General features: G+C 44.4%; 19 protein-coding genes. 14 read left to right on the top strand and 5 right to left on the bottom strand.

The window, feature by feature from the left end:
- The 7 genes from gspH to FFR00_RS18175 are packed head-to-tail and all read left to right on the top strand — an operon-like array spanning position 1 to position 5,075.
- On the top strand, positions 1–594 hold the full coding sequence (gene gspH, locus FFR00_RS18205) for a type II secretion system minor pseudopilin GspH (RefSeq protein WP_137674840.1): 594 nt from the start codon (positions 1–3) through the stop codon (positions 592–594).
- The gene (gspI, locus tag FFR00_RS18200) at positions 587–949 is read left to right on the top strand and encodes a type II secretion system minor pseudopilin GspI (protein WP_137674839.1); all 363 of its coding nucleotides are present in this window, start codon (positions 587–589) and stop codon (positions 947–949) included. The genes gspH and gspI overlap by 8 nt, the downstream gene beginning before the upstream one ends.
- Positions 949–1,668 (top strand): type II secretion system minor pseudopilin GspJ, encoded by a 720-nt coding sequence (gspJ, locus tag FFR00_RS18195; RefSeq protein ID WP_137674838.1) that lies wholly within the window; start codon positions 949–951, stop codon positions 1,666–1,668. Before gspI ends, gspJ begins: the two co-directional genes overlap by 1 nt.
- Entirely contained in the window at positions 1,668–2,657 is a 990-nt protein-coding gene (gene gspK / locus FFR00_RS18190; RefSeq protein WP_137674837.1) for a type II secretion system minor pseudopilin GspK, read from the top strand. The genes gspJ and gspK overlap by 1 nt, the downstream gene beginning before the upstream one ends.
- The gene (gspL, locus tag FFR00_RS18185; RefSeq protein WP_137674836.1) at positions 2,654–3,856 is read left to right on the top strand and encodes a type II secretion system protein GspL; all 1,203 of its coding nucleotides are present in this window, start codon (positions 2,654–2,656) and stop codon (positions 3,854–3,856) included. Before gspK ends, gspL begins: the two co-directional genes overlap by 4 nt.
- Positions 3,853–4,323, top strand: a complete 471-nt coding sequence (gene gspM, locus FFR00_RS18180) for a type II secretion system protein GspM (protein WP_137674835.1) — start codon at positions 3,853–3,855, stop codon at positions 4,321–4,323. Before gspL ends, gspM begins: the two co-directional genes overlap by 4 nt.
- Positions 4,320–5,075, top strand: coding sequence for a type II secretion system protein N (locus tag FFR00_RS18175; protein WP_137674834.1), 756 nt, complete (start codon positions 4,320–4,322; stop codon positions 5,073–5,075). Before gspM ends, FFR00_RS18175 begins: the two co-directional genes overlap by 4 nt.
- A 36-nt stretch (positions 5,076–5,111) precedes the next feature.
- Here the strand turns inward: FFR00_RS18175 and yrfG are convergent, their stop codons facing one another.
- The gene (yrfG, locus tag FFR00_RS18170; protein WP_137674833.1) at positions 5,112–5,774 is read right to left on the bottom strand and encodes a GMP/IMP nucleotidase; all 663 of its coding nucleotides are present in this window, start codon (positions 5,772–5,774) and stop codon (positions 5,112–5,114) included.
- A gap of 75 nt (positions 5,775–5,849) precedes the next feature.
- Between yrfG and nudE the strand changes: the two genes are divergently transcribed.
- From nudE to FFR00_RS18155, 3 genes are all read left to right on the top strand, one after another.
- A complete protein-coding gene (gene nudE / locus FFR00_RS18165; RefSeq protein ID WP_137674832.1) occupies positions 5,850–6,413 on the top strand; it encodes an ADP compounds hydrolase NudE in 564 nt (187 codons plus the stop codon).
- A gap of 4 nt (positions 6,414–6,417) precedes the next feature.
- Entirely contained in the window at positions 6,418–7,233 is an 816-nt protein-coding gene (cysQ, locus tag FFR00_RS18160) for a 3'(2'),5'-bisphosphate nucleotidase CysQ (protein WP_137674831.1), read from the top strand.
- Positions 7,234–7,369: 136 nt separating this feature from the next.
- A complete protein-coding gene (locus tag FFR00_RS18155; protein ID WP_137674830.1) occupies positions 7,370–7,777 on the top strand; it encodes a cytochrome c5 family protein in 408 nt (135 codons plus the stop codon).
- 91 nt (positions 7,778–7,868) lie between these two features.
- On the opposite strand, the gene ylqF is transcribed toward FFR00_RS18155, so the two are convergent.
- Entirely contained in the window at positions 7,869–8,813 is a 945-nt protein-coding gene (gene ylqF, locus FFR00_RS18150) for a ribosome biogenesis GTPase YlqF (protein ID WP_137674829.1), read from the bottom strand.
- A gap of 232 nt (positions 8,814–9,045) precedes the next feature.
- Here ylqF and FFR00_RS18145 point away from each other — a divergent pair, with 232 nt between their 5' ends.
- The 3 genes from FFR00_RS18145 (at position 9,046) to FFR00_RS18135 (ending at position 12,073) form a co-directional block, all read left to right on the top strand.
- Complete coding sequence (locus FFR00_RS18145) at positions 9,046–9,744, top strand: hypothetical protein (protein ID WP_137674828.1); 699 nt, start codon at positions 9,046–9,048, stop codon at positions 9,742–9,744.
- A gap of 128 nt (positions 9,745–9,872) precedes the next feature.
- Positions 9,873–10,997 (top strand): M14-type cytosolic carboxypeptidase, encoded by a 1,125-nt coding sequence (locus FFR00_RS18140; protein WP_137674827.1) that lies wholly within the window; start codon positions 9,873–9,875, stop codon positions 10,995–10,997.
- A gap of 305 nt (positions 10,998–11,302) precedes the next feature.
- A complete protein-coding gene (locus FFR00_RS18135; protein ID WP_137674826.1) occupies positions 11,303–12,073 on the top strand; it encodes a PEP-CTERM sorting domain-containing protein in 771 nt (256 codons plus the stop codon).
- A 53-nt stretch (positions 12,074–12,126) separates the two neighbouring features.
- Here FFR00_RS18135 and gltS read toward each other — a convergent pair whose 3' ends face one another.
- From gltS to FFR00_RS18120, 3 genes are all read right to left on the bottom strand, one after another.
- Positions 12,127–13,350, bottom strand: a complete 1,224-nt coding sequence (gltS, locus tag FFR00_RS18130; RefSeq protein WP_137674856.1) for a sodium/glutamate symporter — start codon at positions 13,348–13,350, stop codon at positions 12,127–12,129.
- Between the two features lie 198 nt (positions 13,351–13,548).
- Positions 13,549–14,898: a glutathione-disulfide reductase gene (gorA, locus tag FFR00_RS18125; RefSeq protein WP_137674825.1), complete on the bottom strand. Its 1,350-nt coding sequence runs from the start codon at positions 14,896–14,898 to the stop codon at positions 13,549–13,551.
- A 60-nt stretch (positions 14,899–14,958) separates the two neighbouring features.
- The gene (locus tag FFR00_RS18120) at positions 14,959–16,962 is read right to left on the bottom strand and encodes an ATP-binding protein (RefSeq protein ID WP_137674824.1); all 2,004 of its coding nucleotides are present in this window, start codon (positions 16,960–16,962) and stop codon (positions 14,959–14,961) included.
- A 188-nt stretch (positions 16,963–17,150) separates the two neighbouring features.
- On the opposite strand from FFR00_RS18120, the gene prlC reads away from it, so the two are divergent.
- On the top strand, positions 17,151–19,184 hold the full coding sequence (prlC, locus tag FFR00_RS18115) for an oligopeptidase A (RefSeq protein WP_137674823.1): 2,034 nt from the start codon (positions 17,151–17,153) through the stop codon (positions 19,182–19,184).
- The last annotated feature ends 30 nt before the right edge of the window (positions 19,185–19,214 follow it).

The raw sequence follows: 19,214 nt of genomic DNA, 5'->3' as shown, positions 1-19,214 counted from the left end.
TTGCTCAAGTCTCACTTAAGTCTACGCTCACGCCAGCAAGGTTTTACCTTGCTGGAAGTGATTTTAGTATTGCTGTTAATGTCGATAGGGATTTACTCGGTCGTCATGTCGGTATCAGGTTCAAGTGAGCAAAAAATAGTAGAGCAACAAGCCAAGCGTTTAGCGGCCTTGGTGCAATACGCGCAAGAGCAAGCCTTGCTCACCGGTTATGACTACGGCATTTATAGCGATGCTGAACGTTACCAATTTGTGCGTATGGAGAAACAACGTTGGATAAAACTCGACGATAGAATTTTTAAAGAGAAAGTATTTGAACAACCTTACTTTATCGAGCTAAGCCTTGAAGATGCCGAGCTAGAAGAGCAAGGCTATGGCAGTGGTAGTTTAGGTTTTGAAGAAGGTGATTTGTTTGAAAAAGACTTTATCACCGAAGAAGTTAAACAAAGCATTGTTCCACAAGTGTTGCTGTTAAGCAGTGGCGAAGTCACTCCCTTTAAGCTGATATTTGCTTACGAAGACAGCCAAAATCGCTGGCAAGTAAGCAGTGACGATCTTGGTCAGCTTACCATTGAAAGGGACGATGAAGATGAATAAGCAGCGCGGTATGACGCTGCTTGAAGTAATGGTGGCGCTGGCGGTGTTAGCCATTGCGGGCACCGCTGTAATGAAAAGTGCTTCAGAGAATTTACGCAGCCTCAGTTATATTCAAGAAAAAACTTTTGCCCTATGGATAGCCGACAACCAAATGGCTGAACTTAAACTCAGTAATACTTGGCCTGGTACCTCTAGCCGCAAAGGCACTACCACATTTGCCGATACCGAATGGCAGTGGCGTTCGCAAGGCGTAGCAACGAGTGATCCCAATTTTGTGGCGGTCACCATTTCGGTCTATCGCAATGCCGAAGAAAAAGCCGCTTTGGCCGAAATCACCAGCTATGTGAGCCGCTAATGAAGCAACGCGGTTTTACCTTATTAGAAATGCTGGTAGCGATAGTTATTTTTGCTTTGCTTACCATGGCTGCGTACCAGGTACTGCAAGGTGTTATGCGTAGTGATGAAATCTCCCAAAAACACGGTGAACGTTTACGCGAAGTGCAACGCGCTATGTTTTTAATGCAACGTGATTTTACCCAACTCGCATCACGTTCAGCGCGTGACGAAACAGAAGAACAGCGCCCCTTAATCATGTCTGAAAAGTATTTGCTGGAAAGTGATGACATGGGCATTGAAATGATGGTGCTAGGCTGGCGTAATCCGCAATCAGTGATTCGTCGTTCACAGCTGCAGCGGGTTGCTTACCTCATGAAAGACGAGAAATTAATTAAGCGTTTTTATGCGCATCCTGATGCGGTGGTAGGTTACGAACCACGTGAAATGGTGATTCTGAATGACGTGGAAGAGCTGAGTTTTCGTTTTCATGGTTCTAGTGGTTGGAGCGACCAAGTCTCAGACAGCAATCAATTACCACGCGCCATAGAAGTAAAACTCACTCACAAAGATTTTGGCGAATTGCGCCGAGTGTTTTTAAGCCCAGAAGGCAGCCGAGCGCCCGTGGCTAGCCAAGCGCAAGAAGATGCAAACAATAATACCAACCAAGGTGATAGTAGCGATAGCGGTAATAGTGGCAGTAATAACTCTGGCAGCCAGCCTGATCCGGATGCTTCATAATGGTTAACTTGCCTCGCTCTCTTCAGCGTCAACACGGCGTAGCCTTGCTTACTGTGATGCTTATTTTGGCTGTTATGGTTGTAGTAGCAGCACAGTTTAGTCAGCGTTTACAACTCGATTTAGCCCGCGCCAATAATTTGCAGCATTCGTTACGCGCCAATTGGTTATTGTCTGGTGCTGAGGCCTTTGCGATTAAAGTGATTAAACAAGATTTGGAAGATGACGATCGTGTGCACCTTGGTCAATACTGGGCAACCGAGGGCATGGTTTTTCCACTAGAAGACTCTATTATCAAAGGCCGTATTCTAGATATGCAGGCCTGCTTTAACTTGAATGCCTTAGGCCAACCAAATAAGCGCGATGGTCAGCCGCCTAAAGTTGCCGATCAATTTACCGGTTTGTTAGTGGCCTTAGGGGTTGATGCCTATACCGCAGAGCAAATTACTGACGCGACTCGAGATTGGATTGATGCCGATACTATTCCTTTGCCACAAGGTGCAGAGGATGGGGTGTACGAAGGCTTAAATCCAGGCTATCTGCCGGCGAACATGCCAATGGCAGATCGCAGTGAGTTTAGAGCGGTTTATGGGGTTACTGCTAGCATCTACCGCAAAGCAAAGCCGTTTATCTGCGCATTACCCGAAACCAGTTTGGCTGTTAACGTGAATACCATTGCGGTTGACCAGCCCCAGTTATTAGAAGCACTGTTTTATCCTGATCTGGATAACACTGGTGCACAGCAGGTCTTGAATGACCGTCCCGATGAAGGGTATCGTTTGTTGGATGAGATGATGACTCACCCAGCGTTAGCCGGTATTCCTTTAACTCAAGCGGGTTTACAACAAACGCTTGCGTTGCGCTCTAACTATTTTAAAGCGCAGCTGTTAGTAGAAAATGAACAAGGACAAGCACAAATGACTAGCGTTATTCAGCGCAGTGGTACTTCTGATCTTAAAATGATCCGCAGAAGTTTTGGAGACGAACTGTGAACGAGCAACTCATTATTCGCCTACCCAGCACTGGCAAAGAAGTCATTAATTGGATGGTATGGTCTGACAACGAGCAAGAAGTTATTGCCGCCGGTGAGTTAGCGGGCAGTGCCGAACTGGAAGTATTGCAAGACAAAGCCGAACATCGCCGAGTGATTGTATTGGTACCCACCAGTGATGTAAGCCACCATCAGTTAGAGTTACCAAAAACTGCGCAGCGTTCATGGCAGCAAGTCGCTCCTTTTATGCTAGAAGAGCAACTCGCCCAAGACCCAGATAGTTTACATATTTGCTTATTAGATAAAGGCAAAGAGACTATTGATGTGGCTTGCGTGAGCCATCAGCAGATGGACAGCTGGCAGGATATGTTAGAAACCGCAGGTATTTACAGCCAAACCTGGTGTGTAGAGGGATACTGTTTACCCGAGCCTGAAGAAGGCCAAGCGTCAGCGCTGCAAATAAACCAACAATGGCTGTTTCGTTTTAGCGATGGCCGAGCCATGAGCATTGACCAAGCGTGGTTAAGTGTTGCACTCCCTTTGTTAGCTAAACAATATCCAGAATTAGTGGTTCAGCATTACAGCCCATCACCGAAGATAGATGTTGAAGGCATTGAGTGGCAAGCTCGTGCGCCAGAGTTAGCCATGAAATTGCTGGCCGATGGCGCTAAAAAAGCCAAGCTCAACTTGTTACAAGGCCAATATGCTAGTGCTAACCCACTGACTAAAATTTGGCTACAGTGGCGTAAAGTCGCCATTGCTGCTGGGGTGTGCTTTGCATTAGCGCTCACTTCTCAGGTAGTTGATACCTATAAAACAGAGCAGCAAATTGCCGAGGTAGATAGCAATATTCGCACGGTATATAAAAAAGTATTTCCTGAAGTATCGCGGATTCGCGATAGTCGAATTCGTAGTGATTTTCGTAAAGCCTTAGCCGGAATTGGCCAGGCGCCAGAACAAGACTTCTTGATGATGATGGTGCACCTTGCGTCTGCCATGGATAAAAATACAGGATTCCAACCGGTTAGCCTGCGCTTCGATCAGAAAAAAGGTGAAATTCGTTTGCAAGCAGAAGCCAAAAACTTCCAGAGTTTTGAGCAATTTAGGCAAGCTGTTCAGCCCTTTGAAACCGAGCAAGGTACGCTAAGTAATAAAGCGGGTGCGGTAGTTGGCACCGTGGTAATAAGGAAAGCGTCATGAAGCAGTGGTGGCAAAGCTTAAATAAGCGAGAGCAGAACTTAGTGATGGCTGCCGCAGCGGTGGTGGCCTTAGCGATACTGTATTGGGGAATTTGGTCGCCGATTGCTAATGCGAATGAAACCGCCAAGCAGCGTTTGCTTAATCAGCAGCAAACCTTGATATGGGCGCAGCAGCAAGGTGAGTTAATTATTGCTAGTGGCCCATCGCAAAAAAATGCTGGTAAGGTGAATGTTAGCCAGTCAGTAAGCAGCAGCGCACGTCAACAACGTATTACCATTAGCCGAATTCAGCCTAAAGGCGATGAAGTGGAAGTATGGATAGAAAACGTGCCGTTTAACCAATTAATGACTTGGCTAAAAATGCTGAGTCAGCGCTATGGCATAGTGGTTGAAAACGTAGATTTAGATGAAGGCAAAGAGCCAGGCATTGTAGGTGTGCGTAGGTTACGTTTAGGTAAAGCAGAATGAAGAAGTACATTGGTGTAGCACTGTTATTAGTTGCCGTTTACCTTGTGAGTTTGGTGGCTACAACGCCACTAAGTGTTGCACTTAATTATTTACCTATACCAAAGCAGCTAAAGTTAAATCATCCAAGTGGCTCAGTTTGGCAAGGTGAGTTATTGAGTGTAGACACGCCTAACCTTACCTTACATGACGTGAGTTGGAACTTTAAACCAGCCTCTTTATTGTTAGGCCGATTGGCGGTAGATATTAAGCTAGGAAAAGGGCAACAACTACAGGGCCAAGGCCAGGCTGGTTTGAACTTTTCGGGCTGGTTTTTGAAAGACTGGCAGCTTGAAGCGCCGGCTAGCTGGGTTGTTGAGCAAGTACCTATGCCGTTACCGATTTCGGTTGAAGGCGATATTCAACTTGCATTGACCAATGCTAGCCAAGGTAGTCCCTGGTGTGAACAGCTACAAGGGCAGTTAATGTGGTTAGGCCCGCTAGTGGGAACACCACTGGGCGAACTGGATTTAGATAATGCCAAGGCAGACTTAAGCTGTAATGAAGGCCAACCAAGCATAGCGCTAAAACACAGTGATAAACAATTAGAGTTAGAGTTACTGGCTTCGGTTGGTCAACCTAATTGGCTTGCCGAAGGTAAGATAAAAGCTGGGGCAGACATGCCAAGTAGCTTAAGTAACAACCTTAAGTATATTGGCCGACCTGATCCTCAAGGCTTCTATCGCTTTAAACAGCAAGGCCGCTTGCCGCGATAAACCGACCAAAGCTAGCGACTCCGCTAGCTTTTTTATTTATCCCAACAGCTCTTTAGTGAAGTGATGGTAATCGTCAATGGAAGGGTAATGAGTAAACTCTTTGCTGGCTTGTTTTGAATCGGGGTTACGAATACCCAACAAATACTTAATGCCAAATAGGTGTGCTTGCTCTAGTACATGTTCATTGTCGTCAATAAACAAGGTGCGCTCGGGGTCAAAAGGATGATGCTCAATTAAGGCCTGCCATAGCTTTGGGTCTTCTTTGGGGAAACCAAACTGATGAGTACTAAACAAGGTATCTAAATATTGGTTTAACCCGGTTACTTTTATCTTTGTTGCCAAACCATCGGGATGGCAATTGGTTAGTAACACCCGGTTTTTACCCGCAACGGCGAGCGCTTCAAGAAAGGGTTTAACGTCGTCTCGCCATTGAATTTTATGCTCTACCTCGGTTTTTAGATGTCGAATATCGATATTGGTTTTGTTGCTCCAATAGTCAAAACAGTACCAATCTAAGGTGCCCGATACGGTTTCATAATCTGCAAATAAACGCTCGCGCGCTTCATCTAAACTTAAGCCATTTTGATGAGCAAAAGAGATGGGAAGATAATGCATCCAGAAGTAATTATCGTAATGCAAATCTAGCAGCGTGCCATCCATATCCAATAAAACGGTGTCGATTTTAGTCCAGTCAAACATTCTTGGTCTCTAGTCCTTGAGTGCTTCTAACAGCAATGTAACAATGACAATAACTTAATGATAGCAGGAAGATAGATGAGCAAGCATCATCCGCCTCGATTATTAGACAGCGCCATAGCTGCCGAAAGTCGCTTCTTCAAAATTGAAGAGTTACATCTGGAGTTCAGTAATGGCGAAAAAAGAATTTATGAACGTTTAGTTGGATCAGGCCAAGGCGCGGTTATGATTTTGCCGATCACTGAGCAAAATGAACTGCTGCTTATTAGCGAATATGCCGCCGGAACAGAACGTTATGAACTAGGCTTTGCTAAAGGCTTGGTAGATCGTGGCGAAACCGCCCTTGAAGCTGCTAACCGCGAGCTGCAAGAAGAAATTGGATTTAAGGCCAATAGCTTGCAGTTGCTTACCGAGTTGTCGGTAGCACCCGGTTACTTTTCTAGCCATATGTCGGTGTTTGTTGCCCAAGGTTTAGAGCCCAGCGTACTAGAAGGCGATGAGCCCGAACCGCTTGAGGTGATTAAGGTTCCCTTAAACCAAATAGACAGTTTATATGCCCGCAAAGAGTTTTCTGAAGCCCGCAGTGTTGCGTCATTGTTGCTATTAGAGAAATGGTTAACGCAGAACAAAGTGAGAAAGTAATAGGATGTTTGACCCTGCTAGTGTGTTACCTGAGGTAATTGAAATAGCCCGCGGTGCTGGCGAGATTATTCGTAATATTTACGAAAAAGGCGATTTTGTTAGTGAGACTAAAGACGACGCTACACCAGTAACGTCGGCAGATTACGCAGCCCACCATTTTATTATGGATGCCTTAACCGCGCTCACGCCTGACATTCCCATTTTATCTGAAGAACAAGCCGATATAAGCTTGGCTGAACGTGAAAGTTGGACGACTTATTGGCTGGTCGACCCTTTGGATGGCACTCAAGAGTTTGTCTCTGGTAGCGGTGATTTCGCCACTGAAATTGCGTTGGTGGACAATAATCAACCGGTACTTGGGGTAGTTTATGGGCCTATCGTACAAATTCTTTACGCGGCCGTTAAAGGGCATGGCGCATTTAAAGAGCAAAATGGCGTACGCAGCGCTATTCAGAGCCGTCACTATCCTGAGAAGCCAGAACATATTCGAGTGGCGACTAGCCGAGTACAACGTCCCGCTTTATTGCAAGCCATATTAAACTGTAATTATCATTACAAACTTTACCCATTGGGGAGTGCTAGCTTAAAAAGCTGCATGGTGGCGGAAGGGGCAGCTGATTGTTACATTAGGGTTGGACCAACAGGGGAATGGGATACGGGTGCTCCACAGATTATTTTACAAGAAGCTGGCGGTACTTTGCTCGATTTACATCTGCGTGAATTAAGCTATAACCAGCGGGAGTCTTTAGAAAACCCCAATTTTATCTCATTGGGCGATCCGCATTTACCGTGGCGCGATATTCTAAAAAATCCTAGCTAACTAACAACTCGGATACATCAATCTAATATTCGTTTTTACAATGGTTTAACCTCAAGGTAATAGCGGGTATAATTTTGCCAATAATGACAAGGATGCCTAATACTGCGGTCAGTAGGCACGACGAGGAGAGATAAGGGTGAAGCTTTTGAACTGGAAAACACTGGTACTATCTATTTGCTTAACAATTGTGCCTAACGCGTTTGCGGCAGACATGTCTGACGAAGCCATTGCTGAGCGTATTAAGCCAGTGGGTGAAGTTTACCTAGATGGTGAATTAGACGTCGCCAAAGCGCCAGCAGCTTCAAGTGGCCCACGTGATGGTGAAACGGTTTACAATACATTCTGTACTGCTTGTCATAGTACTGGCGCGGCAGGCGCACCTAAGAAAGGAGACAGCGCAGCTTGGGCTCCGCGTATTGCTCAAGGTGAGCAAACCTTGTTTGACCACGCCTGGAAAGGCTTTAACGCTATGCCAGCAAAAGGGACTTGTGGCGATTGTAGCGAAGACGAAATTAAAGAAGTTATTGCTTACATGATTAAGTAAGTATTTGGCTTAATAGAAAAACACCACGCCTTTGCGTGGTGTTTTTAGTTGCGGGCTAGCAAAACTCGTTCACTCAATACTTACTCAAGGTTTAACTGTTTTTACGACGGCGCTGGCGTTTTTTAGTTTTCTGTAACTCTTCCACCATTTTTTTACGCTCTTCTTTCTCAGCTACAACCTTAGCGGTTTCGACTTTCTCAATCGCAATCATCGCGGGGGTTTCTAAACTTATTCTTCCAATCGTTGCATCGCGTAATTCGTTGAGAATAATAGTGGCCACTTTTACATAATCAACGTGTCCACCACGCACTAAACAGCCGCGACGACGGCCTATTTCTTCCATCAAAACAACTTCTGAATCAGGCAATTCTTCAAGCTTGTAACGGGATTTTAGTTCTTCTGGGTAAGCTTGTAGCAAATACTCACAGGCAAAGGCTGCTACGTCATCGTAGTCCATAGCCGTATCTTTAACTGCGCCGGTAGTGGCTAAGCGGTAGCCGCTGGCGACATTATCAAACTTTGGCCACAAAATTCCAGGAGTATCGGATAAGATAATATTGCCTTCTAAACGGATCCGCTGTTGAGCTTTTGTCACCGCGGGCTCGTTACCGGTTTTAGCAATTTGTCGGCCGGCCAAGGCGTTAATTAAGGTGGATTTACCTACATTTGGAATACCACAGATCATGGTATGAATAGGTTTATCTACACCACCCTTGTTAGGCAGCATACTGCGGCAAAGCGCTAACAAATCTTGAGTTTGATTACCTTGAATTGTACACAAAGGAATCGCCTTAACTCCTTGCTCTTGTTCAAAATATTCTTGCCATAAAGCGGTCACTTTAGGGTCGGCTAAGTCGCTTTTATTCAGTACCTTAATGCAGGGTTTATCACCACGTAAGGTGGCTACCAAAGGGTTTTCGCTACTGTAGGGGATCCGCGCATCCAATACCTCGATAATTAAATCGATTTTTGGCATCACTTCTTTAATCTGCTTTTGGGCTTTGTGCATATGCCCTGGATACCATTGAATGGCCATTTCATCCCCACTTATTGTGCTATTTGGCGCTCATTGTACTCACCATACGGGTAAAGTGTAGTGCTTTGTAGTGTGAGCAAACGATTTACATAAGCAATTACAGTACATTTATTAAGCATATAGATGATTCTTACGGTAGAGTTCGCATCTAGCTGCTATGTTGATAGGGTTACAAAAATATTTAGTGATGACTTAATCACTAAATCAATACTTAGACAATCTTAGGGAAGAGATGATGTCTGCTCATGATATCGAGAGCAATATAGTGGCAGAGCCGCCTCAAATTACTGAAGCCAATGCTTCCAATCAACGAATGGGTCACTCAGGCGTGAGCCTACAGGCGCGCTACGAGCACCATAAATCACGCCATCAGTATTATAAAAAAGCCTATAAACATGTGCGTAAATACCGCTGGATAAGTGTCGGTTTAGCCATCGTAGCCTTTAGCGCTGTGTTTTTTCTTATCGCCTTATTACCTTCATATAATCAGCTAAAAGATGATTACGCAGACATGCACACCGATGCGCAAATTACTCAGGATCAAAATCGTCAGCTAAAAGATGCACTGCTGATCGAGCGCAGAAACAACTTTGACCTAAATAAAGAAAATCATCCCGAGTTACGCGTGTTTGCTTTTGATACCTTGATTGCTACCGATCAAGCTCAAATTCGTTCAGCTTTTTTTGAAGCATCTGACCATATTGGTAAGCATATGGAAGTTAGTTACCAATTGTTGGCCGAAGGGCCTATTGAGCAGTCATTAGCGATTGTATTGGTAGATCAAACAGGCCAGCAAGTGTATCAGCAAACCATCGATTTTGGCGAGCTACAGCTAAAAGAAGGCGAGTCGCGTACGGTAGAGAGCACGATGTCTTTAGCGAAAGACTTAGACGTACGTTACTTTAAGGTGATGGCCTTAAAAGAAGATTAAAGCGGTGTTTATACTTGTTAGCGAAAGGAGCCTAAGGCTCCTTTTTTAATCCAACAAATTGTTGTTTAGCGACTTAGTTAAAGCGCTATACTGGCTGCATATCCATTTATTATTCTGGTGAGAATACAATGTACATTACAGATCGTTTTGATAGTGGCAATATTCGAGTGATTTCTTTAGAGGAACCGCAGGATATCCAGTTAGAAATAAAACATGACAATCAATCTGAGTTTTTCCAGTGGTTTCATTTTCGCTTTGAAGCGTCACTTGAGCAACATTATCGTTTTAGCATCACCAATGCAGGGAAATCTGCTTATGCTAAGGGTTGGAAAGACTATCAAGTAGTGGCTTCTTATGATCGAGAAGAATGGTTTAGGATTGATACTGGTTTTGATGGAGATCAGCTAAATTTCTCATTATTGTTAGAGCAACCCAGTGTGTATTTTGCTTACTTTGCCCCATATAGCTACGAGCGCCATCAAGACTTGTTACATACTATGCAACAAGATTATCGAGTAAGCCTTAATACGCTTGGACAAACCTTAGACGGGCGCGATATGAGCTTGCTTACCATTGGCGACCCTGAACAGGCCAAGCACAAAGTGTGGGTAATGGCGCGGCAGCATCCGGGTGAAACCATGGCAGAGTGGTTTGTGGAGGGCATGTTGGGTAACCTATTGGATCAAGACAACCCCCTGTCGATGAAGTTATTGGAAAATACCGTTTTCTACGTAGTACCAAATATGAATCCCGACGGTTCGGTACGCGGTCACTTACGTACCAACGCGGTAGGTACAAACTTAAACCGCGAATGGCAAAACCCTAGTATGGAACGCAGCCCAGAGGTGTACTTGGTACGCCAAAAAATGTTGGAAGTGGGCGGTGATGTATTTCTAGATATTCACGGAGATGAAGATCTCCCCTACAACTTTGTGGCAGGCTGTGAAGGGGTTCCCTCGTACGATGCCCGCCACAAACTGTTAGAAGATACTTTCAAGCACGCTTTTATGGCGATTTCACCTGATTTTCAAGACACTCATGGTTACGACAAAGACCAAGCTGGTCAAGCCAATTTAAGCATTGCTGCCGCTTGGTTAGGTGAGCAGTTTAAAACCTTGTCTTACACCATTGAAATGCCTTTTAAAGATAATGCAGATATGCCTGACGAAGCGTTTGGTTGGTCACCTGAACGTGCTATGCAACTAGGCTGCGATGTATTATTTCCGATTAAGCAGGCCTTAGAAAAGCTTTAACTAAGGTGGCACCAGTATTTGATTACAACGCTGGTGCCGCTGTCAGTTAGTTTTACAAATTGGCTCCAACAATAATCATAAAACTCTTCATCTTGTCCCGCCTATAGGCGCAAACAGCACTAAGGTTGTGAGGCACCTCCCATCTCTCGACAGGCTGCTTTGTCAATTATTTATACAATTTTTTGCTTATTGTTCGTAAACATAATTTGCCGATAATCATATACCTTTGAAATAAAGGATGATTTTCATCAAGGAATGGAATATGCAGGCTTTTTGAGCGACTAGGCAAGCGCATGGAGTGCTAAATGAGAATAATAAAAGCAAAATCAGTGTTGGCAGGAGTAGGGTTACTAATGGTAACCGCAACAGCATCAGCAACTATTATGTATGATCAGAACGTTACTGGAGATGTGATTTTTGGTAGTGGTAATGCTAATGGTGGATTTACCACTGATCGCCAAAATGGTATTGAACTAGGTTTAAGGGCCAAGCTCCGTTTTGATGACACTAACCAGCCGCAAAATGTGTTTAATAGTAACGGTGATGGAACCTATCAATTTGATAATATCCTCCCTCCTTCGGGCTTTAGTTATGCGCCCAATTCCCCATCAACAGCTATTTGGAACTTTGAGTGGTCGGTAAATAGCAACTTTGATGGTAGCGGTGGATTCTTAGATAACTTTTCTTACCTGCTTGAAATTGATTTTGATCCTAGTGCGGGTACTAATTTTATTGGCCTTGATCCAGTAAATGTACCAAGTTCCGACAATGCTTTAGGTAACAACAGTACGCCTAATGGCGGTGGCTTGGTTGATGAAGCCAACTACGGTTCTAATATTGGCGTGAATAACTTAGCGCAAAATTCTTGGAATATGGAATTTGCTCCTTTTGACTTTAACGCATTAGATGTTGGTATTTATGATTTTGTATTAAGTGCCTTTGACTCGCAACAACAGCTATTGGCCAGTACCTCAATTCAAGTAGTTAATGCCCGAGTACCTGAACCCCAAACCTGGATTCCCTTTAGCTTCGCACTGTTAGGTTTAGCTTGGTTAAGGCGCAGAGCTAAGCAATAGCAGCCAACTGGCTTTATCAAGAACGGCGCTTTCTGCGCCGTTTTTATTTAGTGTTAATTTAAAAAGCTAATGTAAGTCTGCAGTACAATTAAATTCACAATGTCGATAAAAAACGCCCCCACTATAGGTACCACCATAAAAGCGGGCGGCGAAGGCCCGTTTCTAGAGACTAATGCGCTCATGTTCATTACTGCTGTGGGAGTTGCCCCTAAACCAAATCCACAATGGCCACCTGCTATCACCGATGAATCGTAGTCTTTGCCCATTAATCTAAAGCTCACAAGACTGGCAAAGACCGCGATCATTAGGGTTTGGCATAGTAAGATGATGATAAGAGGCAGGGCCAAATCGAATATCTCCCATAACCTTAAACTCATCAAAGCCATGGATAAAAACAGTGACAGTGAAAGCGTACCTAATAGATCAACACATTCGTGGTTAATCTCGTAGCGTCCGCTAAGTTCGCAACTGTTAGCAATAATTACCCCAAAAAACAGCGCGTAAACAAAGTCTGGCATTTTTAGCCAGCTTAATGCGAGTTCTACTTCTAACTGCTTAGTAAATTTTGCTGCAACGACGCAAAGCAATAATAAAAATAGCACTTCAATTACTGAAGTCGGGGTAACTAAGTCTTCCTCTTTACGGCTGTAGGTGACAATGTCTGGATGCTTTTTATGGTGATCTTTACCTTTTGAGAAAGGTGATTCCAAATTATGTTTGTTAATCAACCTCTGGCCAACCGGACCGCCAATTATCCCTCCCATTACTAGGCCAAAGGTGGCGGCTGCCATAGCAAACTCCAAGGTTTGAATATTGTATTCTTCAGCAAAAATTTGTGACCAGGCTGCGCCGGTTCCATGGCCACCAGACAAAGTGATAGAGCCGGCAAATAGTCCCATCATGGGCTCTAAACCTAAGGCGCTGGCGAGCATAACCCCAAGACCGTTTTGCAAAACGATATACAGTGAAGCTATACCTAAAAATACAAATACCTTTTTGCCGCCTTTCACTAATAACTTGTAGTTGGCTGCTAGCCCTACGGTGCTAAAGAACATCAGCATTAAGGTATCTTGTAAGGGCAGCGCAAAGGTGAGTTCAATACCACGGAATTTGAGTAGGGTGATAACAATGGCTACCACTAATCCGCCTACAATAGGCTCGGGTATGTTGTACTTTTTAAGTATTGCGACATAGTTGCAAATGATTCTGCCGATAAACAGCACTGTTAAGGCGATAAGGAATGATTCAAGCTCAGCAATCGCATACACCGTATCCATACTCATGAGATCCTAAGAACTAAAGAAGACTGATTTATTGAGTGTAGTTGGCGTTGAACTAAGCGTTAAAAATATAATGAAAACAAGGCTGTTTAATTTTGGCTTAGGAAGAGCTGGGAAGCTTAACTTGGGGCTGTTTAAGAGAGAAGTGAAAGAAAAAGCAACTAAACGGGTATCCATCTAGTTGCTTATATCTGACTAGCGTAGAGTTACAAACTCCTCGCCGCTAGTTGGATGAATGGCGACACAAGCATCGAAATCTGCCTTGGTTGCGCCCATCTTCATGGCAACGCCAAAACCTTGTAGGATTTCATCCATGCCTAAACCAATACCGTGCAAGCCAACTACTTTTTCATCTTCACCAGCACAGATAAGCTTCATTTTCGTCACCTGACGATGTTGAGTCACTGCGGTGTACATCGCGCCAAAGCTTGAGTTATACACTTTAACATTGGCTTCACCATATTGCCCTATCGCTTCTGGCTCGGTTAGGCCAATGGTGCCGATGGCTGGGTGACTAAATACTACGGTAGGAATTAAGTCGTAATCCATTTTAGCGTTGGTTTGGCCATTAAATAGACGTTCAGACAATAAACGTCCTGCTTTAACCGCTACCGGCGTAAGCTCTACCTTACCGATATTGTCGCCAACCGCGTAAATACCTGGCGTTGAGGTATTTGAGTATTCGTCGACTTTAATGTAACCCCTATCGTCGATGTCTACACCAACGGCTTCTAAGTTGATGTTATCGTTGGCTGGCTCGCGGCCAATTGCCCAAATAACAGTGTCTACTTGTAGGCTATTTCCATTCTCAAAACTAACGACTAAACTGTCATCACTTTGTTTTTCAATGGCTTTGGGTGTGCTTTGTGTATGCAGAGTAGGGCCGTCTTCAGCCATGATCTCTACCAAGGTTTCACTTAGCATAGGGTCGAAGTTACGCAGAGGAGCGTGTTTACGTACCGCTAAATGCGTTTCACTACCTAGTGAATGTAATACACCGGCTAGTTCTACTGCGATGTAACCTGCACCAATCACCAGCACACGTTTAGGTTGCTCGGTAAGTGCAAAGAATCCATCTGAATCTATGCCTAGTTCTGCGCCAGGAATATTTGGAATGCTTGGGCGACCACCGGTGGCGATAAGAATGTGCTTGGCACGGATTTGCTCGCCGTTTACCTCAACCGTATTCGCATCTACAAATTTTGCAAAGCCGTTTATTAAGGTAACGCCATTGTTGCCCAGAACACGGTCGTAAGAACCATGAATGCGCTTAATGTAGGCTTCGCGGCTAGCCACTAAGGTAGACCAATCAAATTTATTTACTTGTACATCAAAGCCATAATCTGGGGCGTAACGGTGAATTGCTTCAGCTACTTGGGCACCAAACCACATGGCTTTTTTAGGGACACAACCCACATTCACACAAGTGCCGCCAACATGGCGAGCTTCAACCAAGGCCACTTTCTGGCCATGCATAGATGCACGGTTCGCAGAGGCGATACCGCCGCTGCCTGCGCCGATGCATAGGTAGTCAAATTCTTTCATTAAGGTACTCCGTAAAGGGCCGAAAACTTGCAGCAGTATAGCCTGTACTAAAGACAGATGTTAATCAGCTTTTTGCGCTTGGTAGGGCAAGCGAATCGAAAAGTGCACCCCTTCGTTGGGTTTACTGTCGAAGGCGATATGTCCTTTAAGCAGTTGTACCACCAAGTTGTAAACAATATGGGTGCCTAGTCCGCTGCCACCTTGGCCGCGTTTAGAGGTAACAAAGGGGTCAAAGATGCGGTTGGCAATCTGGCTATCTACGCCTCGGCCAGAATCTTGATAATCGATATGCAACTGGTCGTTTTCTCGATGAATTGAAATGTCGATACGTTTAACACCATCCCAATCATCAAAACCGTGTTTTACCGAATTAAGGATAAGATTGGAATAAATTTGGGTAAAGCTGCCAGGGAAGCTATATAGCTCTAAGTCGTCTGGGCAATCTACAACAATTTCGCAGCCAGAACGGCGTACTTTGTGCCCTAGTGAGGTGATCACTTGGTTTACATTTTCTTGTAAGTTAAAGGTGTAACATGCTTCGGAGCTTTGATCTACGGCTACCTGTTTAAAGCTACTGATAAGGTCTGATGCACGGCGTAAATTACTCAGTAGCAAGTCGGTAGATTGATTAAGGTTTTGAATCAAATCTTCCATAAACTTACGGCTTAGCTTGCCGCTTTCAATGTTCTTCTCTAGTTGATTACCTTGTTCTTGAAGATAAGACGCGGCGGTTACACTAATACCAATGGGTGTATTAATTTCGTGAGCTACACCGGCTACCAAGCCACCTAGTGAAGCCATTTTCTCGGCTTCTACCAAAGATTGCTGGGCATTTTTTAGTTTGTCGAAAGCACTAGCCAGTTGTAGGTTACTCTCTTCTAAACGTTCGGTACGCGATTGTACTTTTTGTTCAAGTTCGTCGTTGAGGGTTTTAATCTCATTCTCTACCCGTTTAAGGGGAGTAATGTCGTAACCAAATGCAATCATGCGGGATACGTGGTTGCCTTCGTAAAAGGGCACGAACGTCCACAATAAGGTGTACTGATTATTGGCTTGGTCGGTAAGCGTAAGCTCTTGATCTTGAATCACTCGCAGTTCACGTAAATCGGTTTCGATTTTTTGGCGCATATCGTTATCAATAAATACGCTTAACCAGTTCTGCCCCTCTAGCTCCTCTTGATGAAAACCGGTGAGCATTACCCCCGCAGGGTTGGCAGTGAGTACGTTTAACTGGTTATCTAGGGTGACAATAACCGCATTACTGGCGTTAATTACGGTGGCTGAAAAGTCTCGTTCATGGGCTAATTGTTCGGTTGCTTTGAGTTTTTGGTCGAACTCGTGATCAATCTTTTGGGTCATTTGATTAAGGGTATTAACCAATTCCCCCAGCTCATCGTTACGCTGTTTAGCGCCAGTATCTATTTTAAGGGGGGCACCCAAGTTATCTAGATCTAGGTTGCGGGTATACTCCACAATGGTGTTGAGGTGGCGCACAATCACATAATAAATGATGAACAAGATACCGATAGAAACCACGAGGGTTTTAACGGTTTGGCTAATTAGTATTAGCATGGCTTTTTGCCATAAGCGCTCATAAACCTGCTCTAGAGAAGCGGCGACAAACAATTTACCTACCATCTCACCTTGGTAAATAAGTTCAAATTCTTGGGATAAGTCGTAGCGATCTGCTGAGCGACCACGGGCTAACAAAGGCACTTCAGAAGAACCGAGAATTTCTTTTACTAGTACATATTGCATATTAGGCAGGTTCATAATGCCTTCAATTTGTACTTCTACTTGTTCTTCGTCGAGGTTCCAAAGGCTGGCGGCAATAGGCTGCAAAAAGCTGACTTCAATTTGATCGATGCTTTTTTCAATCACTTGTACGTCTTGCTTGTAGTCGTAGCGTAATTGAATAAGGGTAATAATTAAGGCAAGTAAAGTGGAACAGATGAGAATATAGGACAACATGCGCAAGGAAAGGCTATTAGTGCCTTTGTTTAGAGCTAATTTTTGCCACAACCCTGGATTATCATTAACCGGGGTATTGTTGTTATTGTCCATTAATTAACGAGTCCTGTTGGTCTAGGTTATTGATAAACCGAGAAACCAAAATAATCCCTAAGGAAATCATAGTCTAAATCAAGGCTATGTAAACTGCCCAAATCACTAAACGTGGGTTGATTTACAAAATTTTAGCCCCAGATTATGGTATTCATAGATATCGTTTCTTCAGTCTTTAAGGATTCTGTATGAGTAACCCATTACTTGATTTACCCGGATTACCTCCGTTTAGCAAAATTAAGCCAGAACATGTGCAGCCTGCGGTAGAGCAAGTGATTGAGGAATGCCGCACGACGATTGATGAAGTGCTTAAACACAGCACCGCGACTTGGCAAAACTTCATTCTGCCTTTAGATGAAGTGAATGATCGTCTCGGCCGCCTATGGTCACCGGTCAGCCACTGCAATTCGGTCATGAATAGCCCTGAGCTGCGCGAAGCGTATGAAGCCTGCCTACCCATTTTATCTGAATACAGCACCTTTGTGGGTCAACATAAAGGTTTGTATCAGGCCTACAAGCAATTGGCCGAAAGCGAAGCGTTTGGTGGCTACAACCTTGCCCAACAAAAATCGATCAGTGATGCCTTACGTGACTTTGAACTTTCAGGTATCGGCCTAGAAGCGGAACAACAAGGCCGTTACGGTGAGATTGTTAAGCGCCTTTCAGAGTTGTCTTCTCAGTTTTCAAATAATGTATTAGACGCTACGTTAGCTTGGCAAAAGCACATTACAGACGAGAGTGAACTAACAGGCTTACCAGAGTCTGCGCTAGCAGCGGCCAAGCAAGCAGCTGAATCTAAAGAATTAGATGGCTACTTATTAACTTTAGAGTTTCCTAGTTACCTGCCAGTAATGACCTACGCGGATAAACGCGAACTACGCGAAGAAATGTACCGCGCATTTAGTACTCGCGCGTCTGAACAAGCCAGTACGGACCAAAAATTTGATAACACCGCGATTATTGATGAAGAGTTGGAGCTGCGTACCGAGCTAGCCCAACTGCTTGGCTTCGACAGTTATGCCGATAAATCCTTGGCCACCAAAATGGCTGAGTCGCCAGCACAAGTACTGGGCTTTTTGAATGACCTTGCGGGTCGTTCTAAACCACAAGCAGAGCGCGAGTTGGCCGAGTTGAATGCTTTTGCTAACGAACATTATCAAGTCGCTGAATTAGCTGCTTGGGATATGGCGTATTACTCAGAGAAGTTAAAACAACATACTTACGCGATTTCAGATGAACAGCTGCGCCCTTTCTTCCCGGAAGATAAAGTGCTGAGCGGTTTGTTTGAGGTAGTTAAGCGCCTGTTCAATGTTAGCGTTACCGAGAAACAAGGCATCGATACTTGGCACTCAGATGTACGCTTCTTTGAGATTAGCGATGATAGCGGCGAGCTGCGAGGCTCGTTCTACCTAGATTTGTATGCTCGTGAGCACAAGCGCGGTGGTGCCTGGATGGACGGCTGTATTGACCGTCGTGTAGACGCCGATGGCAAACTGATTAAGCCCGTCGCTTACTTGACTTGTAACTTCAATAAACCGATTGGCGATAAACCTGCGCTGTTTACTCATGATGAAGTGATTACTTTATTCCACGAGTTTGGCCATGGTATTCACCATATGTTAACTAAAGTGGATGAAGCGGCTGTGTCTGGTATTAATGGCGTAGCTTGGGATGCAGTAGAGTTACCGAGTCAGTTCCTAGAAAACTGGTGTTGGCAGAGTGATGCCTTAGCCTTTATCTCTGGGCATTTTGAGAGCGGAGAACCTCTACCGCAAGCCTTGTTAGATAAAATGCTGGCGGCACGTAACTTCCAATCGGCAATGACGATGGTTCGTCAGCTGGAGTTTTCTATTTTTGACTTCCGCTTACACCATGAAGAAGCCAATGGCCGCAGTGTGCAACAACGTTTAAACGAAGTGCGTGAATTAGTATCGGTAATAAAAGCGCCAAGCTTTAACCGTTTCCAAAACAGTTTTAGCCACATTTTTGCTGGTGGTTACAGTGCAGGATATTACAGCTATAAATGGGCAGAGGTATTGTCGGCTGACGCTTTCTCAAAATTTGAGGATGAGGGTATTTTCAACGCGCAGACTGGCTTACACTTCTTGAGTAATATTCTAGAGAAAGGTGGCTCACAAGAGCCAATGGAATTGTTTAAAGCCTTTAGAGGAAGAGAGCCTAAAGTGGATGCTTTGTTGCGTCACTCTGGCATTGCTGCGTAATGTTACGCGCGTAACTCACACTTAATAACG

It is taken from the genome of Agarivorans sp. Toyoura001, assembly GCF_005405585.1.
In the GTDB taxonomy this organism is placed as follows: Bacteria; Pseudomonadota; Gammaproteobacteria; order Enterobacterales; family Celerinatantimonadaceae; genus Agarivorans.
This window is presented reverse-complemented; position numbering and strand designations above follow the sequence as displayed.

What these genes read in the sequence shown, in the direction of transcription:
- gspI (WP_137674839.1), top strand. Translation starts at nt 587, where the DNA reads ATGAATAAGCAGCGCGGTATGACGCTGCTTGAAGTAATGGTGGCGCTG.
- gspJ (WP_137674838.1), top strand. Translation starts at nt 949, where the DNA reads ATGAAGCAACGCGGTTTTACCTTATTAGAAATGCTGGTAGCGATAGTT.
- gspK (WP_137674837.1), top strand. Translation starts at nt 1,668, where the DNA reads ATGGTTAACTTGCCTCGCTCTCTTCAGCGTCAACACGGCGTAGCCTTG.
- gspM (WP_137674835.1), top strand. Translation starts at nt 3,853, where the DNA reads ATGAAGCAGTGGTGGCAAAGCTTAAATAAGCGAGAGCAGAACTTAGTG.
- FFR00_RS18175 (WP_137674834.1), top strand. Translation starts at nt 4,320, where the DNA reads ATGAAGAAGTACATTGGTGTAGCACTGTTATTAGTTGCCGTTTACCTT.
- yrfG (WP_137674833.1), bottom strand. Translation starts at nt 5,774, where the DNA reads ATGTTTGACTGGACTAAAATCGACACCGTTTTATTGGATATGGATGGC.
- nudE (WP_137674832.1), top strand. Translation starts at nt 5,850, where the DNA reads ATGAGCAAGCATCATCCGCCTCGATTATTAGACAGCGCCATAGCTGCC.
- cysQ (WP_137674831.1), top strand. Translation starts at nt 6,418, where the DNA reads ATGTTTGACCCTGCTAGTGTGTTACCTGAGGTAATTGAAATAGCCCGC.
- ylqF (WP_137674829.1), bottom strand. Translation starts at nt 8,813, where the DNA reads ATGGCCATTCAATGGTATCCAGGGCATATGCACAAAGCCCAAAAGCAG.
- FFR00_RS18145 (WP_137674828.1), top strand. Translation starts at nt 9,046, where the DNA reads ATGATGTCTGCTCATGATATCGAGAGCAATATAGTGGCAGAGCCGCCT.
- FFR00_RS18140 (WP_137674827.1), top strand. Translation starts at nt 9,873, where the DNA reads ATGTACATTACAGATCGTTTTGATAGTGGCAATATTCGAGTGATTTCT.
- FFR00_RS18135 (WP_137674826.1), top strand. Translation starts at nt 11,303, where the DNA reads ATGAGAATAATAAAAGCAAAATCAGTGTTGGCAGGAGTAGGGTTACTA.
- gltS (WP_137674856.1), bottom strand. Translation starts at nt 13,350, where the DNA reads ATGGATACGGTGTATGCGATTGCTGAGCTTGAATCATTCCTTATCGCC.
- gorA (WP_137674825.1), bottom strand. Translation starts at nt 14,898, where the DNA reads ATGAAAGAATTTGACTACCTATGCATCGGCGCAGGCAGCGGCGGTATC.
- FFR00_RS18120 (WP_137674824.1), bottom strand. Translation starts at nt 16,962, where the DNA reads ATGGACAATAACAACAATACCCCGGTTAATGATAATCCAGGGTTGTGG.
- prlC (WP_137674823.1), top strand. Translation starts at nt 17,151, where the DNA reads ATGAGTAACCCATTACTTGATTTACCCGGATTACCTCCGTTTAGCAAA.